17 protein-coding genes are annotated in these 16,558 nt (G+C 45.1%); 8 read left to right on the top strand and 9 right to left on the bottom strand.

Annotated features, from left to right (window positions below; translation table 11 throughout):
• Positions 1 to 7 precede the first annotated feature (7 nt).
• The 4 genes from ACMXYT_RS01325 to ACMXYT_RS01310 all read left to right on the top strand — a co-directional run bounded on the left by ACMXYT_RS01325 (position 8) and on the right by ACMXYT_RS01310 (position 4,253).
• Positions 8 to 457, top strand: coding sequence for a DUF4426 domain-containing protein (locus ACMXYT_RS01325; RefSeq protein ID WP_415899874.1), 450 nt, complete (start codon positions 8 to 10; stop codon positions 455 to 457).
• A gap of 65 nt (positions 458 to 522) precedes the next feature.
• Positions 523 to 1,125 (top strand): XTP/dITP diphosphatase, encoded by a 603-nt coding sequence (locus ACMXYT_RS01320; protein ID WP_415899873.1) that lies wholly within the window; start codon positions 523 to 525, stop codon positions 1,123 to 1,125.
• Between the two features lie 6 nt (positions 1,126 to 1,131).
• The gene (hemW, locus tag ACMXYT_RS01315; protein WP_415911760.1) at positions 1,132 to 2,274 is read left to right on the top strand and encodes a radical SAM family heme chaperone HemW; all 1,143 of its coding nucleotides are present in this window, start codon (positions 1,132 to 1,134) and stop codon (positions 2,272 to 2,274) included.
• 113 nt (positions 2,275 to 2,387) lie between these two features.
• Positions 2,388 to 4,253, top strand: a complete 1,866-nt coding sequence (locus ACMXYT_RS01310; RefSeq protein ID WP_415899871.1) for a methyl-accepting chemotaxis protein — start codon at positions 2,388 to 2,390, stop codon at positions 4,251 to 4,253.
• Positions 4,254 to 4,258: 5 nt separating this feature from the next.
• Here ACMXYT_RS01310 and ACMXYT_RS01305 read toward each other — a convergent pair whose 3' ends face one another.
• From ACMXYT_RS01305 to lptM, 6 genes are read right to left on the bottom strand one after another with little or no spacing between them, the layout of a single operon-like run.
• Positions 4,259 to 4,978, bottom strand: coding sequence for an HAD family hydrolase (locus ACMXYT_RS01305; protein ID WP_415899870.1), 720 nt, complete (start codon positions 4,976 to 4,978; stop codon positions 4,259 to 4,261).
• Positions 4,975 to 5,874, bottom strand: coding sequence for a tyrosine recombinase XerC (gene xerC, locus ACMXYT_RS01300; RefSeq protein WP_415899869.1), 900 nt, complete (start codon positions 5,872 to 5,874; stop codon positions 4,975 to 4,977). The genes ACMXYT_RS01305 and xerC overlap by 4 nt, the downstream gene beginning before the upstream one ends.
• 19 nt (positions 5,875 to 5,893) lie before the next feature.
• Positions 5,894 to 6,577: a DUF484 family protein gene (locus tag ACMXYT_RS01295; protein WP_415893164.1), complete on the bottom strand. Its 684-nt coding sequence runs from the start codon at positions 6,575 to 6,577 to the stop codon at positions 5,894 to 5,896.
• Entirely contained in the window at positions 6,574 to 7,416 is an 843-nt protein-coding gene (gene dapF / locus ACMXYT_RS01290; RefSeq protein ID WP_415897388.1) for a diaminopimelate epimerase, read from the bottom strand. The genes ACMXYT_RS01295 and dapF overlap by 4 nt, the downstream gene beginning before the upstream one ends.
• A 9-nt stretch (positions 7,417 to 7,425) precedes the next feature.
• On the bottom strand, positions 7,426 to 8,682 hold the full coding sequence (lysA, locus tag ACMXYT_RS01285; RefSeq protein WP_415895541.1) for a diaminopimelate decarboxylase: 1,257 nt from the start codon (positions 8,680 to 8,682) through the stop codon (positions 7,426 to 7,428).
• Between the two features lie 10 nt (positions 8,683 to 8,692).
• Positions 8,693 to 8,821 carry an LPS translocon maturation chaperone LptM gene (gene lptM / locus ACMXYT_RS01280; protein ID WP_415883207.1) on the bottom strand — a complete coding sequence of 43 codons (129 nt, stop codon included), beginning with the start codon at positions 8,819 to 8,821 and terminating at the stop codon, positions 8,693 to 8,695.
• A 217-nt stretch (positions 8,822 to 9,038) separates the two neighbouring features.
• Here lptM and cyaY point away from each other — a divergent pair, with 217 nt between their 5' ends.
• Entirely contained in the window at positions 9,039 to 9,371 is a 333-nt protein-coding gene (gene cyaY / locus ACMXYT_RS01275; RefSeq protein ID WP_415899868.1) for an iron donor protein CyaY, read from the top strand.
• 1 nt (position 9,372) lies between these two features.
• Positions 9,373 to 9,939 carry an SIS domain-containing protein gene (locus ACMXYT_RS01270; protein WP_415899867.1) on the top strand — a complete coding sequence of 189 codons (567 nt, stop codon included), beginning with the start codon at positions 9,373 to 9,375 and terminating at the stop codon, positions 9,937 to 9,939.
• A 13-nt stretch (positions 9,940 to 9,952) separates the two neighbouring features.
• Here ACMXYT_RS01270 and waaA read toward each other — a convergent pair whose 3' ends face one another.
• A complete protein-coding gene (gene waaA, locus ACMXYT_RS01265; protein WP_415899866.1) occupies positions 9,953 to 11,230 on the bottom strand; it encodes a lipid IV(A) 3-deoxy-D-manno-octulosonic acid transferase in 1,278 nt (425 codons plus the stop codon).
• 90 nt (positions 11,231 to 11,320) lie between these two features.
• On the opposite strand from waaA, the gene ACMXYT_RS01260 reads away from it, so the two are divergent.
• Both ACMXYT_RS01260 and ACMXYT_RS01255 read left to right on the top strand, forming a co-directional pair.
• A complete protein-coding gene (locus tag ACMXYT_RS01260; RefSeq protein ID WP_415899865.1) occupies positions 11,321 to 12,496 on the top strand; it encodes an FAD-dependent oxidoreductase in 1,176 nt (391 codons plus the stop codon).
• Entirely contained in the window at positions 12,493 to 13,296 is an 804-nt protein-coding gene (locus tag ACMXYT_RS01255) for an aldo/keto reductase (RefSeq protein ID WP_415899864.1), read from the top strand. The genes ACMXYT_RS01260 and ACMXYT_RS01255 overlap by 4 nt, the downstream gene beginning before the upstream one ends.
• Positions 13,297 to 13,324: 28 nt before the next feature.
• On the opposite strand, the gene hldE is transcribed toward ACMXYT_RS01255, so the two are convergent.
• Together hldE and msbA are read right to left on the bottom strand one after the other, a co-directional pair.
• Positions 13,325 to 14,758, bottom strand: coding sequence for a bifunctional D-glycero-beta-D-manno-heptose-7-phosphate kinase/D-glycero-beta-D-manno-heptose 1-phosphate adenylyltransferase HldE (hldE, locus tag ACMXYT_RS01250; protein ID WP_415899862.1), 1,434 nt, complete (start codon positions 14,756 to 14,758; stop codon positions 13,325 to 13,327).
• Positions 14,759 to 14,782: 24 nt separating this feature from the next.
• A complete protein-coding gene (gene msbA / locus ACMXYT_RS01245; RefSeq protein ID WP_415899861.1) occupies positions 14,783 to 16,543 on the bottom strand; it encodes a lipid A export permease/ATP-binding protein MsbA in 1,761 nt (586 codons plus the stop codon).
• Positions 16,544 to 16,558 lie beyond the last annotated feature (15 nt).

The raw sequence follows: 16,558 nt of genomic DNA, 5'->3' as shown, positions 1-16,558 counted from the left end.
GAAGACAATGAATCGCTTAAGCAAATGGGCATCAGCTTTATTGTTGTCATTAATCGCACTCATTAGCCAACCCGTTCTGGCTGAGCAGTTTGTGAAATATGACAACTACGAGATCCACTATAACGCTTTCTACAGCACCTTTATTCAACCTGATGTAGCTCAAGCTATTGGCATCCAACGTAGTAAACGTCGTGCTCTGGTCAATGTATCAGTTTTGAAAATTGAGGATGGCGAGAAAAAACCTGTATCAGCGTTTGTAAAAGGCCAAGCAACAAGCTTGATTCAACAATCGCAAAATCTTGACTTTAAAAAAGTCGATGAAGGCAATGCGATCTATTACATAGGTCAATTTGGTTTTACTGATGATCAAGTGATGCGCCTATCTCTAGAAGTACAGCCAGACCCAAACAAACCCGCTTACACTGTAAAATTTGAACAACGCTTTTACGAAGAGTAAGCCCTAACAACTCACAAAAAGGCGCATTATCATGCGTCTTTTTTATTTTTCAGTGCGGTGAAAGAATGATTAATAAAATTGTGCTCGCCAGTGGTAACAAAGGTAAGTTAAAAGAGTTTAATCAAGTTCTGGCAGATTTAGGTGTCGAAGTTGTACCTCAATCTGAATTCAACGTAAGCGATGCCGATGAGACCGGTTTAAGCTTTGTTGAAAATGCCATTCTAAAAGCACGCCACGCTGCTGAAGTTACTGGGCTACCCGCACTAGCCGATGATTCCGGGCTAGAGGTGGATGCACTTCAAGGCGCTCCTGGTATTTACTCAGCACGCTTTTCTGGCGAAGGCGCCACTGATGCTAAAAACAATGAGTTACTTCTAGAAAAGCTTGAAGGTATTCCTAGCGAACAACGCAGCGCCCGCTTCCGCTGTGTTTTAGTCTTTATGCGTCATGCAAACGACCCAACCCCATTAATTTGTCAGGGTAGCTGGGAAGGAACTATTCTAGAACGAGCAAGTGGAAGTAACGGCTTTGGGTACGACCCGCTGTTCTGGATTCCTGAACTGGAAAAAGCATCAGCTGAATTAGCACCTGAACAAAAGAATAAACTCAGCCACCGTGGCCAAGCAGTTCAATTGCTGAAACAAAGCATCGAACCTTACTTGAAGTAACCGTTTATGAGCCTACAGCTGCCACCATTATCTCTTTATGTACACATCCCGTGGTGTGTACGTAAATGTCCTTACTGCGATTTTAATTCTCATGCTCAGCGCGATGAACTGCCTGAAACAGAGTACATCCAGTGCTTATTGGATGACTTAGAGTCCGAGAAACACCTCGCACAAGGTCGTAGCATACAAACAATCTTTATTGGTGGCGGCACTCCAAGCCTGTTCTCCGCAGATAGCTTTAAAGCATTACTACAAGGGATTCATAATATTATCCCACTAGAAAAAGATGCCGAGATCACCCTAGAAGCGAACCCTGGTACTTTCGAGCAAGATAAATTTGTTGGCTATCGAGACGCGGGGATTAATCGACTCTCTATCGGTGTGCAAAGCTTTAACGATCAGCATCTCGCCAAGCTCGGGCGAATACATAGTTCTGAGAATGCAGTTAAAGCAGCCACATTAGCGCGTGAGCTTTTTCCTAAGTTAAATCTAGACTTGATGCATGGCCTTCCTGACCAAACACTTGAAGGCGCATTGAGTGATTTAGAACAAGCGATAGCATTACAGCCTGATCATCTATCTTGGTACCAGCTAACCATTGAGCCGAATACAGAATTTCACTCTCGCCCTCCACTACTTCCTATCGATGACACTCTGTGGGAGATCCAAGAACAAGGGCAAGCGCTTATCCGCTCCGCAGGATACAGCCAGTATGAAATTTCTGCCTATGCTAAATCGAAAGGCAACCGAGCCAAACACAATTTAAATTACTGGCAATTTGGTGACTATCTAGGCATAGGCGCAGGTGCTCACGGCAAGATCACACTTCCAGAACAAAACAAAATCATTCGCCGCTGGAAACAGAAACAACCTAAAGCCTATATGAACCCAGCAACAAGGCTAACAGGCGACACTGAAATAAGCCCAGAAGAGCTTCCTTTCGAATTTATGCTCAACGCTTTAAGACTCTACCATGGGGTTCCCTCGGACCTATTTACACAACGCACAGGCCTGCCCTTATCGACTATTGAGCCCCCCTTAACTACCGCAAGGCAACAAAAGCTACTAACAAAAGAGCTCAATTCGCTTTGCCCAACCGAGCAAGGCCGTTGTTTTTTAAACAATTTACTCGCTTTTTTTATGCACTAAGTAGTTTTACGGTTCGCAAACAAGATCATTTGTACTAACTTTAAGAATGAAATTGGATTTTTTGCCGACAGGGATAGGTCAGCTCTCAAATTTTATTCCTAGGCGCAGTTAAAATGACAATAAAATTTAAACTAACGGCATTGATCGCGTTCATTATTATTTCGATCGCATCGATGTATGGCATGCTTCATTTCGCAATCACTAACGTTTCCAGTTTAAAAGATGCTGAAACTGAAGTAAGTCATCTAGAAAGCAGTATGCTGACCCTCCGACGTCATGAAAAAGATTTTTTAGCACGTGACGATATTAAATACCTAAAACGCTTTGACGATACCGTTGCTGCATTCCAAGCCGAAATAACCACTCTTGAAGAGCACTTAGACCACGCCGGCATCCCGCACGAAAAAACTAAAGACCTGCATATAATCATTGATACTTATGCCGATAATTTCCATCAGTTAGTGAAATTGAAGCAGGAAATCGGCTTGTCTCATAATGAAGGCCTGCGCGGAGAGCTTCGCAAGGCAGTACACGGTGCTGAAAGCAAAGTAAAAGAGCTGGATAATTACCACTTGTTAGCCGATATTCTGCAATTACGCCGCAATGAAAAAGACTTTCTTATTCGCAAAGACCTTAAATACCGCAAAAAGTTTGAGACCAATTTTGAGAAGCTAAGTAATGATCTAGAAACTGAGTTATTCAACGAAAATGATATTACTGAAACTAAGCAACTGTTATCTGTTTATCGCACAAAATTCCTCACTCTAATCGATAATTACGAAAAGCTAGGCCTTAACAGTAAACAAGGTTTACTGGGCAATATGCGTAAATCAATCCACAAATCCGAAACGCTGTTAGAAGAACAAGCTGCCGAAATTACAGAACGCTTAAATGCTGAAATTGCTTCCATCAAACTACTCTCAAGTATTAAAGCGCTCGTCATAGCAGGTATTGTTTCTGCAATTGCCCTTTGGATTGCTAACAACATCATTTCGCGTTTACGCATCCTGCAACAAGTAATGGGTAATGCTAAAGAAAACAAAGACCTAACAGTACGCTATCAAGTTGTTGCCAATGATGAATTGAGCGATATGGGGCGTAGCTTTAATAGCATGATGTCCGAATTTCAGGCCCTGCTCGAGCGAGTAAACAACTCCTCATTACAGTTAAGCGCAGCAGCTGAGGAAGTATCAGCTATAGCCGTTGAGACCTCTCAAGGCTTAGAAAGTCAGAAAGCTCAAGTGATTCAGGTTTCCGCCGCTGTCCAAGAGATGGAAAGTGCTATGAGAGAGATCGCTCACAACACAGAGCTTACCGCCCAAACGGCAAATCACTCACAACAAAGCGCTGCTGAAGGGCAACGCATCATCAGCCATGCAATTGAAAACATTAATAATCTGGCAGAAGGTGCCAGTCAGAGCACCGAAGCTGTCGCTCTGTTAGAAGAGAACGGGACGAAGATAGGTACAGTACTAGATGTTATTAAAGGCATTGCCGAACAAACCAACCTACTTGCACTTAACGCTTCAATAGAGGCTGCTCGCGCAGGCGATCATGGCCGTGGTTTCTCAGTCGTTGCCGATGAGGTCCGAGGCTTGGCTGGCCGAAGTCAGGAATCAGCGACTGAGATCGATGTCATGATTAATGACCTACAGCAGCAAACAGGCCAAGTATCCAACCTAATGATGCGTAGCGTTGAAGTCAGTGCGCAAAGTGCTGAAGAAGCAGGGACTAGCATCAGCGCTCTGGATAAAATCATGAATGACGCTACAAATATTGTAGATATGACCTCTCAGGTGGCAGCGGCTGTAGAACAGCAAACTGCCGTAGCCGGTGATATCAACAACAATGCTGAACAGATCCAAACCATTGTCGCTGTAGCCAGCGAGCAAGTTGGTCAAAATGCTGAAGCGAGTGAAGAAGTAGCCAAACAGGCAGCTTACTTACAGCAGATCGTCGGTCAGTTTAAGGTTAAATAATTACCTTAGAGAGTTATACGGTTGCGGGCTTGCTGATTAATTTCAGCAACTCGCGCCGGTAACTCGCTTAAACAAGATACCTGAGCAGACGCAATGTGTGATTTATCACCCGATTGTAGATTAACCCAGATTGTCCACAACCCGACAGCTGCAGCGCCTTCAACATCATGTTCATGATTGTCACCCACATGAATAACCTGCTCCGGTCGTAAACCTGTGTTCGCTAACATCTGTTCAAACATTAATGGATGCGGCTTCATCTGCCCGACATCGTCTGCTTTGAATTGGAAATCGATCAGATCGGCTAGGCCCACTCGATGGATATCAGCATTACCATTACTCAACGCGCCCAACTGATAGCCTTGCTGCTTTAATTCCAATAAAACTTCACGTGCATGTTCAAAAAAGACCACTTCCTGACGCGCTTGAATAAACACTTCAAAAGCTTGAGCAGCCAAGGCTTCTACTTCATCCGCACTGTAACCCGCTTTTCGTAAACCATACTTCAACTGTTCCATACGAATCAGCGTTACACTATGCGCAATCTCTGGAGCATCTTCTAAAACGATCTGACGCAAAGCAGCAAGATCATGTAACTTGTAATGCTGTAAAAATGCCGATGCATGCTCAGATATCCAAGCAAACATCGTTTGGTTTGCATGCTGGATAACAGGGTCTACAGCCCAGAGAGTATCGTCTAAATCAAAGGTAATGCAGCGTATCATTTCTGGCTCTTTTTCCGTGCGCGAGGGTGAGCACCTTCGTACACTTTCATTAAATGTTGGAAATCTAAGTGAGTGTAGATTTGTGTTGTGGATATATCCTCATGTCCTAAGAGCTCTTGTACGGCACGTAGGTCACTACTGGATTCAAGTATATGACTAGCAAAACTATGACGGAGTCTATGCGGGTGAACTTTACCATTCACACCTAGATATTTACCCCAATAGTCCATCCGCTGCTGCACCGAGCGAACCGTAATACGGCTACCACGCTTACTCACAAAGAGCGCATTCTCATCATAGCTAGCCAATTCGTGACGCACATCTAGCCAGCGATCTAAGGCTTCAAGTGCCTTCCGCCCTATGGGCAACTCACGTTCTTTACGGCCTTTACCTACAACTCGCAGACTTCCCTCTGAGAGGTCTAAACTATATAGATCTATTGCCACCAGCTCTGAGACACGCAGTCCAGATGAATACATAAGTTCCATCATTGCGGCATCACGAGCAGATATATTATCGGTTACGGGTACATCGAGCAGCGTTCCCATCTGATCAACATCGAGTGTAGAGGGTAACTTACGCGGTGATTTAGGCGCTTGAACGGCTGCAGCAGGATTTTGTTCTACGACCGATTCTCGAGAGAGAAAATTATAGAAACTACGGATAGCTGACAGAGAGCGCTGAATGCTGCTACCGGCCAGATCTTTACGGTGTAGTTGCACGACGTACTGACGAATATGTTTAACCTCAACCGAAGACCATTCAGCCAGTGATTGTTGCTCAGTAAAATCGAGTAGTTTGTTGAGATCGCGACTGTAATTATCGAGGGTGTGAGGAGAGAGCTGGCGTTCAGTCGCTAGGTAATGAAGAAACTGCTCTAACAGCGCTTCTTTCAACTCTCTCCCCTATCTTTCTTTAGTGATCCTGCTGACGCAGAATACGAGAAGCTACGCGGCTTAATACTTCACCAACATAGCTTAGCAATACTGTGCCTTGGCTACTGGTAAAATAGTTTGCATCGAAGCTACCAATTGCCAATAAACCTAAAGTTTCGCCCTGTACTAAGGGTACAACTGCAGCGGATTGAACTTTGATAGCTTCATCACCAAAAATGAATTCATTTTCAGCATCAGACAGACGTCCACAGCTCGGCAGATTAGTCCCGACCAAACTATCAATCACTGCCGCATCTTCACGCAATGTCAGGCGCAGGTTATTCACATCTAGAGGTTTGCTCGTGAACAAGATCAACGCTGTGCTATCGCTAGCAAAGTCTTGGCATAAGCTTTCATCAATCGCGACAGCGATATCATCCAGCGTTTCAGCTTCCAGTAATGCCAATACCATACGTTTAGTCTTTTCGAACTGCAGATCATTATGTCGTGCAATGTCGATCAGATCAGAAAGGTGCGCTGTTAGGTTCTGGTTTTTTTCACGCAGAACCGTGGTCTGACGCTCAACCAAAGAGACAGCTCGACCTGTTTCATGAGGTACGTGTAATTTTTCCAGTAATTTTGCATTACCTGTGAAAAAGTCAGGGTGTTGCTGGAGGTATTCCGCTACCTGAGCTTCGCTAATCTGTCCTGTTTCTTCACTCATACGAAGATCTGTCCTTCATAAACCGTTGTTGCTGGCCCTGTCATAATAACGGGATGGCCTTCACCCTGCCACTCGATCTCAAGATCGCCACCAGGAAGATGAACTGTCACAGGCATATCGAGCAGGCCTCGCAATTTTCCTGCAACAACCGCGGCGCAAGCACCGGTACCACAAGCAATCGTTTCACCAACGCCACGCTCAAATACACGCAAATTAACTTCATTGCGCGCCAATACCTGCATAAAACCGATATTCGCTTTTGCAGGGAAGCAGGTATGAGGCTCTAGCACTGGGCCTAGTGTTTCTACTGGCGCTGTTTCGGTGTTATCCACAACCAAAACACCATGGGGGTTACCCATAGATACCGCACTTAATTCAACTGTTTCAGCTGCGCCTTGATGGTCAACCTCAACAGGGTAAGTAATTGCTTGCTGGTCGGCCGCAAAAGGGATCTCTGAAGGCTGTAATATAGGCTGACCCATATTGACCTCAACTCGCTTATCTTCGCGAATCTTCAGGCACATACGGCCATTAGCCGTCTGCACGACAACTTCAGACTTACCAGTTAAACGCTTATCGCGAACAAACTTGGCGAAGCAACGAGCACCATTACCGCAGTTTTCAACTTCTGAACCGTCTTGGTTGAAGATACGGTAACGGAAATCCACATCTGGATCTGAAGGTGGCTCAACGATTAATAGCTGATCGAATCCAACACCAAAGTTACGATCACCAAGCTTTTTTACCAGTTTAGGCGTAACTTTTACGCGCTGGGTCACTAGATCCAGCACCATAAAGTCATTACCCAAACCGTGCATTTTGGTAAAACGGACTAACATCAATAACCCCTAACGATCCTTAGGTAACAGCTGTTCACCCTTAACTAGATCAGCTAGCGTTTCACGCTGGCGAATCAGGTGGAATTGATTGTCATCTACCATTACTTCCGCAGGACGACCACGGCTGTTGTAGTTAGATGCCATCACAAAGCCATAAGCGCCTGCAGAACAAACAGCGAGTAAATCACCAGCTTCTAGTGTTAGCGCACGATCTTTACCTAAGAAGTCACCCGTTTCACAAACAGGACCTACAAGATCCCATTGTTTCTCTTCACCACCTTCGCGCAACATTACCGGAACAATCTCCTGATAAGCGCTGTATAAAGATGGACGGATCAAGTCATTCATTGCACCATCAATGATTGCGAAATTCTTCTCACCAGTGCACTTCAAAAACTCAACACGAGTCAGCATTACACCCGCATTGGCCGCGATAGAACGACCAGGCTCAAAAATCAGTTCAAGATCACGACCTTCAACTTTCTTAAGAACTTCAGAAATATACTCTTGAGGCGTTGGAGGCACTTCATCGGTGTAACAAACACCTAGACCACCGCCCAAATCCAAATGCTTAATTGTGATGCCTTGCTCAGCTAACTGATCAACTAGTACCAATACACGATCGAGTGCATCTAGAAATGGAGTAACTTCCGTTAGCTGACTGCCGATGTGGCAATCCATACCGACAACATCAACATTTTCCATCTGAGCCGCGCGGCCATAAATGCGTACAGCTTCATCAATATCGATACCAAACTTATTCTCTTTTAAACCTGTAGAGATATAAGGGTGCGTACCTGCATCTACGTCTGGGTTCACACGGAATGAGATCGCAGCTACTTTGCCTTCAGCGCCAGCGACTTCGTTTACACGCTCAAGCTCAGCTTCTGACTCAATGTTAAAGCAACGAATACCTACTTCCAGTGCTCGAGCGATCTCTGCTGGCTGTTTACCAACACCAGAGAAAACAACTTTGGAAGCATCGCCACCTGCACGTAGAACACGTTCTAGCTCACCGGCAGATACGATATCGAAACCTGCACCTAAACGCGCAAGTACATTTAGCACTGCAATGTTGGAGTTAGCTTTTACGGCATAACAAACTAATGAATCATGCCCTTCTAATGCATCTGCGTATGCTAGGTAAGCACGCTCAAGTGCATCTCGAGAATACACATAGGTTGGTGTACCAAACTCTTCGGCAACGCGTGTTAAAGCAATTTCTTCACAGCAGAGCTGCCCATTTTTATATTCGAATGAATCCATGAAAATTCTCTTACTTCTGCTGTGACTTTTTCTGATTTTCTGCATCAGGCAGATACAAAGGGCCTTTCTGGCCACATCCACCCAGTACTAACATACTAAGCAGGACAACTAATCCAATTCGTTTGGTCTGCGTTTTCACAGTGGGAATCCCATTAAACGGTCTAATTCTTCGATTATACCTAGTTCACAGCGATTTAATAAAAACGTTTTGCATATCCAGGTAGATATACAGAAAAAAACTCCCTTTTTATCGATAATTTTGAGAGTTAATGAGAACCATTCTTCGGCTTTTATCTATTGCTTGATATACTTCGCCTCTATAAACACGATTTCAAGGCAATAGCGCCGGAGTAAACATGACTGAAAGCGAATTTAACGATCTGGTTGATGAAACATTAGAACAGATTGAAGAAGTGCTAGATGATGCAGAAACCGATATTGATGTTCAGTTCGGCGGTGGAATCTTAACGATCATCTGTGAAAACCGCACTCAGCTTATTTTTACCCGTCAGGCTCCTGTTAAACAACTATGGTTGGCAACCAAGAGCGGTGGTTTCCACTTTGACTATGATGAAAGCCTTAACAGCTGGGTTTTGGATAGCGATGGTCAGAAGCTTGAAGACTTCTTCGGCAAAGCCTTTGCTGAACAAGCAGGCGAAACTCTGACGTTTGATCTAACTGGAGCTTAATATGTCATTTTCAAATGCGCTACAACGCCACTTTGACACCTTCAACCAGTTAGACAAAATTGCTGCTGATAGCCAGCTTCTGGCCGATCAAATTGAGCAATGTTTCGACCAAGACGGCAAATTGATCTTTATGGGTAACGGTGGCAGCGCAGCCGACAGCCAACACCTAGCAGCTGAGTTTGTTGTACGTTACAAGGCAGAACGTCGCCCACTAGCAGCGATAGCACTTACGGTTGACACATCGATTCTTACCGCTCACAGCAACGACTACAGTTATGATTCTGTGTTCACTCGTCAGCTACAAGCATTAGCCAAGCCTGAAGACCTTATCATCGGCATTTCGACTTCTGGCAACAGTGCTAACGTCATTGATGCGATTGAAGCGGCGAAAGAGATCGGTTGCACCACATGGGCCTGGACAGGCTCTCATGGCGGTAAGCTAAACGATATTGCCGACCACCTAATCCGCGTACCATCCGATGAAACAGCGCGCATCCAAGAAGCCCACATTTTTGTAGGGCACTGGTTGTGCGAAGAGATGGACAGACGAACCACTAGCAACGCCTAATGGTTCGTACGCATTAATTTCTATTAATGCAGACCCGCTCAGTCAAGGCGTATAAACGATCCAATGCGCCTTGATTTTCCCTCACAAATGCCTGACCTAACTCGCCAATTCTCTCTCTTTCAGCAGGCGCTTGTATCAATTTCTCGATCTGTTGCTGCAATGCAGTTTCATCTTCGACTACAACCAACCCGCCAGCTTCTCGTAACGAGTCGCAAATAATTTGGAAGTTAAAGAAGTGTGGCCCCATAACAACGGCTTTCTTTAAAACTGCTGGCTCCAATGGATTATGCCCACCACGCTCAATTAAACTACCGCCAACAAACGCAATATCAGCCGCTGCTAACAGTTTCATAAGTTCACCCATAGTGTCGCCAAGATACACTTGAGTTTTAGGGCTCGGCTGTTGACCTAAGCTACGACGCGCCAACTTAAAGCTTTGCTGTTTTATAAGCTCTGCAACCCCGTCAAATCGTTCCGGGTGGCGAGGAACAATGACCAGCAATAGCTCCGGAGTCCTCTCCAATAGCTTGTGATATACATTTAAGATCGCACTTTCTTCCCCTTCATGCGTACTGGCAGCAATAAAGACTGGTCGATCTAAACCCCACATTTCTCGCAGGGCTGCAGCCAAACGCTCACTCCCTTCTGGAGCTGAGACATCAAACTTAATGGAACCTGTTACCTCCAAAGCGCTCTTTGGAAGACCTAAATCCACGAAGCGCTGACCATCAACGCTATTTTGCGCAGCTATCTTACTGATCTGCTTTAGCATCTGATCAGCCATCTTGCTGAAACGAGCATAGCCCTTTGCAGATCTCGCTGATAAACGTGCATTTGCGACTAACACAGGCACATCGTGTTTGGCACAACCTGCAATCATGTTTGGCCATAATTCCGTTTCAACAACCACACAACTGCGCGGTTTCACATTGGAAAGAAAACGATTGATCGCACAAGGCGTATCATAAGGACAGTAATAGTGAGTCACACTATCACCGAAGGTGTCTATGATTCGCTCCGCGCCCGTTGGTGTCATAGTAGTCATCACAATGGGCAGCTGCGGATAGCGGGCTTGTATCAGTTTAACGAGAGGAATAATCGCCAGTGCCTCACCGACAGAAACAGCATGAATCCACAAAGGGCGATCGTCAAAAGCTGGCGATTGGAAAAACCCAAGTCGCTCTTGCCAACGCTGGCGATAAGCGGGCGCTTTACGTCCTCGCAACCATAACTTCAGTAAAATAAACGGTAGAGCGATATAAAACAGGCAAGTATAGAGAGTGCGATTCATAAAAAGTAAGCACATCAGTCGACAATAAAGTCGACTAGTATAACACGCATCGGCTAGCTCCTAAGCGCCCCCATGCTTATAATGCCGTCTATGAATACACTTAAACTTGATCTCGTAATCGTGGGCGGCGGCGTTGCTGGCCTTTGGCTTCTCAATAGAGCAGTAAAAGATGGCTTAAATGCCATTTTGCTGGAAAAAGACACCTTAGGAGGCGGACAGACCATCCGCGCACAAGGGATCATTCATGGCGGTACTAAGTATGCACTAAACGGCGTACTGACCCAAGCATCCAATACAATCAAAGAGATGCCACAACGCTGGCGTGATTGCCTAAATGGCAACGGCGAAGTAGACCTCACCTCGGTAGAAGTCTTATCTGAAGCTCACTATATGTGGTCTAAAGGCTCTTTAGGCTCTCGCATGACTACCTTCTTTGCGACCAAAGCCTTTCGCGGACGTGTTGAAGAGGTGTCGAAATCAGATCGCCCTAAAGTGTTTTCCAATTCCAAATTTAAAGGGTCTCTCTACCGTTTGAATGAACTGGTATTAAACGTACCAACCGTGATTGATGCACTGAGAGCACCTGTTGAAGATCGCATATTCAAAGCGGATCTAAACCAAGCTGAAATCCAGGTTCAGGATCAACAGGTTCAGAGTATCACCTTTAAGGAGCATGACCTAACACTGAAAACTGCTCAGTTAGTGCTGACCTCAGGTGAAGGCTACGAATCTATTGCTAGTCAATTATCGCTCGAGCAGCCTGAGATGCAAAAACGGCCTCTGCATATGGTAATGGTCAAGCACGATCATAATTTGCCTACGTTTGCCCACTGTATTGGTACTGGTAGTAAACCGGTGGCAACGATTACCACACACCCTTGCAGTGATGGCAAACAAGTTTGGTACCTTGGCGGCGATGTGGCAGAAACTGGTTTAGATCGCACTCCAACTGAACAGATTGAATTTGCTAAAAAGGCATTAACAGACCTGCTACCTTGGGTCGATCTTTCTAATGCTCAATGGAGTACATTCCATGTCAATCGTGCTGAACCAAAGCAATCATCTCTATCAAGGCCCGACTCTGCTTTTGCTCAGAAAGTCGGTAATTGCATCGTGGCTTGGCCAACTAAACTAGCGCTATCACCCGATCTCGCTGATCAGGTACTACCACTATGCGAGAAAGTATCGTCTGATACTGACCTTTCACCTCTAAAAGTACTTCCTAAGCCAGAAACAGCACAACCTCTATGGGAGAGTGAGTTTTGATTAAACGTGAGCTAGCTCAAACAGGTTTAAAAATCTCACCCATCGGCCTAGGCACAGTAAAGATCGGTCGAGATAAAGGCGTGAAGTATCCAACAGGGTTCACCATTCCTGATGACAAAGCAGTGCTTGATTTAATCGCACAAGCTCAAGATTTAGGCATCAACCTGATCGATACAGCCCCTGCTTATGGCAATAGCGAAGAGCGCTTGGGGCCTTTGCTTAAAGGGCAGCGTAACGACTGGGTTATCTGTTCAAAAGTTGGTGAAGAGTTTGACAATACGACTGGTGAATCCGGCTTCAATTTCACACCGGAGCATGTGCAATACAGCGTCGAGCGTAGTCTAAAACGCTTACACACTGATTATATTGATATGTTACTGGTGCACTCTGATGGAAATGATGTAGAGATCATCAGCAAATACGGCATTTTAGATGTTCTAGAGGAGTTAAAACAGTCAGGCAAGATCCGCGCGACTGGCATGTCGACTAAAACGGTTGAAGGCGGATTATTAGCTTTAGAGAAATCTGATTGCGCGATGGTGACCTACAATTTGAACCATCGAGATGAGGAAGCGGTACTGGACTATGCAGCCCAAAATAATAAAGGCATACTGCTTAAGAAGGCACTCGCTTCGGGTCATATCTGCCTAGATCAAAGCCAAGACCCTATTCAAGCAAGTTTTGATTTTATCTATGCCCATCCTGGCGTGACATCAGCCATTATTGGCACAATCAATCCCAAGCATCTAGCGAGTAATGTGAACGCGGCTAATACCGCGCTCAATAAACTTTCGATCTAAGCTAGCTTAACCAGATTGCGATAGCCGACTATTCGTCGCTATCGCCCTGAATTTTTTCAACAATGGCTGTAGTAGAGCAGTTATCAAGGAAAGAAAGCACTCTAACCTCACCACCATAGCTACGCACAAACTCACCGCCAACAACACCTTCAATGCCGTAGTCGCCGCCTTTAACTAAGACATCCGGTTTCACTTGTTCCAGCAAACGTTCAGGGGTATCTTCAGTAAAGTACAGCACCCAATCGACCGCTTCCAAACCAGATAATACAGCCATTCGACGCTCAACCGGATTAATAGGGCGGCCCGGTCCTTTTAAGCGACTAACGGATTCATCACTATTGATCGCTAAGACAAGACGATCGCCTTGGGCTCTTGCTTGCTCAAGATAACCAACATGACCCGCATGTAGAATATCGAAGCAACCATTAGTAAATACAATACTCTCGCCTGCAGCACGAGCATCAGCTAACGCAATTAGTAACTGCTCTTCGGTCACCACACCGCGCTCAGCACCTTGTTCTTTACTCACCGCACGTCGCAGTTCTGGAGCGCTGATAGCCGCAGTACCCAATTTACCAACAACAATACTCGCCGCAATATTCGATAAAGCCACTGCATTAGTGAGTTCTTCACCCGCTGCTAAAGCTGAAGCAAGTGTTGAGATAACTGTATCGCCAGCACCTGTTACATCGAACACTTCACGCGCACGCGCAGGGAAATGAACTTCATCACCTTCAGCAGGAATCAAAGTCATACCATGCTCACTGCGGGTCACTAGCAAAGCGTCTAGTTCAAGCTCTTTCGCTAACGCCTGTCCTTTAGAAACAAGTTCTTCATCAGATGCACAATGTCCAACAATTGCTTCAAACTCGGACAGGTTAGGCGTCAATAAGGTTGCACCGCGATACTTACTAAAGTCACTGCCTTTAGGGTCAACCAGCACAGGTACATTTCCTGCTTTTGCCGCATTAATTAAACCTTGGCAATCAGACAGAGTGCCTTTACCGTAATCAGACAGCACCAACACGCCAACATTACCTAATAAAGGTTCTAATTCTGATTGGATACTTTTGCTGTGTTCAGCAGAGAAAGCTTCTTCAAAATCTAAGCGAATCAACTGTTGGTGACGACTGATAATGCGCAACTTAGTGATCGTTGGCTCTTCTTCGGTAATCGAAAAAGCACAGTTCACTCGAGCTGAGGTTAGCTGCTTCTGAAGTGCTTCACCTGCTTCATCTTTACCCACTAAACCGACTAAAGAAACACCTGCCCCTAGAGCAGTTACATTCAATGCCACGTTAGCAGCGCCACCTGGGCGATCTTCATTCTGCTCAACTTTTACCACTGGCACCGGTGCTTCTGGCGAAATTCTTGAGGTCGGCCCATGCCAATAACGATCTAGCATTAGGTCCCCTACTACTAGAACCTGTGCTTTATCAAAACGTGGCATATTGATTTTCATTCAATTTCTCCGTGACTAAGATGCTCAGTCATTTTCAGTAAACTGCTTCTGGTAAAGATCCGCATACATTCCACCTTGCTCTAAAAGCTCCGCATGCGACCCTTTCTCCATAATTTGGCCTTGATCCATCACAACAATCTGGTCTGCTGACTCTATAGTTGAAAGCCGATGTGCGATTACCAAGGTTGTTCGCCCTTTCATGACGTTTTCTAAGGCCGCTTGGATATGACGTTCTGACTCAGTATCCAAGGCTGACGTTGCCTCATCAAGAATAAGGACTGGGGCATTTTTCAATATGGCACGTGCAATCGCTATACGTTGACGTTGACCACCCGATAGTTTGGTACCTTTTTCACCCACATGTGTATCTAATCCGTCAGGCATTCGCTCAACAAACTCCATCACATGGGCTGCACGAGCAGCGTCTACAATCTCTGACTCGCCGATATCCGAATCGGCACCATAGGCGATATTATCTCGAATGGTGCCATCAAATAGGAAAACGTTTTGGGTCACTAATGCGATTTGTGATCGTAAAGAGACCAACTCGTAGTCATCTAGTTTATGTCCGTTTAGCAGAATAGCTCCGCTCGTCGGTTCATAAAAACGAGGAATCAAACTTGCCAACGTTGATTTACCACTACCTGATCGACCTACGAGAGCCACTGTTTGCCCTGGTTTCACTTCAAGATTTAGACGATTAAGGACGGGTTTATTTGGCAGATAAGAGAAACAAAGATCTTTAAACTCAAGACGACTACTTCCTGTATCAGTCTTAGCAACCAGACTTCCAGTGTTTTCTTCTTCGGATTCATCTACTAATTCAAAGATACTTTTTGCAGCAGCAATACCCCGCTGAATAGCACTATTAACTTCGGTTAATGCACGAAGAGGCTTGGCAATCAGGCCCGCTGCAATAATAAACGCAATAAACTGTCCAGCAGTCATATCGTTATTCATCATTGGGTGCAGAGCTAAGAAAATCAGGAGGGCTAAGGCACTGGAAACAATAATCTGAACAATAGGAACACTTAAACCTTCAGTGAACGCCAGTTTCAGGCTTTGACGCAAATTCTGACCACTAGCTTGCGCAAAACGCTCTCGTTCGTTGTCGCAGCCTCCAAATGTACGGACAATCTGAACGCCTTGAACATTTTCAGAAGCGACGTGCGTTACATCCCCCATTGAATCTTGAATTCGATGGCCTAAACGGCGAAATCGCTTAGATGCGATCATTACAACCAAAGCAATTAAAGGAGATACCGCTACAAAAACAAGAGTCAGCTGCCAATTCAGATAAAGCAGATAACAAAACAGGCCTATAACTGTCATACCTTCTCGGACAGTCACTTTCAGAGAATCGGTAGCGGCCGTTGTTACTTGCTCAACATTGTATGAAATTTTGGAAAGAATATGGCCTGATGAGTTATTGTGGAAATAATCCAGCGGTATTTGTAGCAACTTATCAAACATCACAAGCCTAAGCTGATGTACTACATTACGCGCCACATATGCGGTAAAAAAATTACCCATAAAGGTACCAATTCCACGGGCAACGGCAATGCCAATCACAGCTAATGGACCATAAATATATGTCCCCTCTTTAGCCTCGCTGATGGCATCAATCAAATACTCCATCAATGCAGCAAAACCAGTTTGAGCACCGGCATAGAGAATAAATCCCAAGATTCCCAATAAAAAAGGTAGCCAATAAGGGCGAACATAGGTCAAAAGACGAAAATAAATTTTCATCCCCAAACCTTTTTCTTGGTCATTATTAGACATAGATGAGTATAAATC

It is taken from the genome of Neptuniibacter sp. QD37_11, assembly GCF_047778105.1.
GTDB lineage: Bacteria > Pseudomonadota > Gammaproteobacteria > Pseudomonadales > Balneatricaceae > Neptuniibacter.
The sequence above is the reverse complement of the archived record's forward strand: the minus strand, read 5'-3'. Positions and strand labels throughout refer to the sequence as shown.

Coding starts and splice junctions, on each gene's coding strand:
- ACMXYT_RS01260 (WP_415899865.1), top strand. CDS start 11,321: ATGAATACACTTAAACTTGATCTCGTAATCGTGGGCGGCGGCGTTGCT.
- cyaY (WP_415899868.1), top strand. CDS start 9,039: ATGACTGAAAGCGAATTTAACGATCTGGTTGATGAAACATTAGAACAG.
- ACMXYT_RS01270 (WP_415899867.1), top strand. CDS start 9,373: ATGTCATTTTCAAATGCGCTACAACGCCACTTTGACACCTTCAACCAG.
- ACMXYT_RS01320 (WP_415899873.1), top strand. CDS start 523: ATGATTAATAAAATTGTGCTCGCCAGTGGTAACAAAGGTAAGTTAAAA.
- hemW (WP_415911760.1), top strand. CDS start 1,132: ATGAGCCTACAGCTGCCACCATTATCTCTTTATGTACACATCCCGTGG.
- ACMXYT_RS01295 (WP_415893164.1), bottom strand. CDS start 6,577: ATGAGTGAAGAAACAGGACAGATTAGCGAAGCTCAGGTAGCGGAATAC.
- hldE (WP_415899862.1), bottom strand. CDS start 14,758: ATGAAAATCAATATGCCACGTTTTGATAAAGCACAGGTTCTAGTAGTA.
- ACMXYT_RS01305 (WP_415899870.1), bottom strand. CDS start 4,978: ATGATACGCTGCATTACCTTTGATTTAGACGATACTCTCTGGGCTGTA.
- waaA (WP_415899866.1), bottom strand. CDS start 11,230: ATGAATCGCACTCTCTATACTTGCCTGTTTTATATCGCTCTACCGTTT.
- dapF (WP_415897388.1), bottom strand. CDS start 7,416: ATGTTAGTCCGTTTTACCAAAATGCACGGTTTGGGTAATGACTTTATG.
- ACMXYT_RS01310 (WP_415899871.1), top strand. CDS start 2,388: ATGACAATAAAATTTAAACTAACGGCATTGATCGCGTTCATTATTATT.
- lysA (WP_415895541.1), bottom strand. CDS start 8,682: ATGGATTCATTCGAATATAAAAATGGGCAGCTCTGCTGTGAAGAAATT.
- msbA (WP_415899861.1), bottom strand. CDS start 16,543: ATGTCTAATAATGACCAAGAAAAAGGTTTGGGGATGAAAATTTATTTT.
- ACMXYT_RS01325 (WP_415899874.1), top strand. CDS start 8: ATGAATCGCTTAAGCAAATGGGCATCAGCTTTATTGTTGTCATTAATC.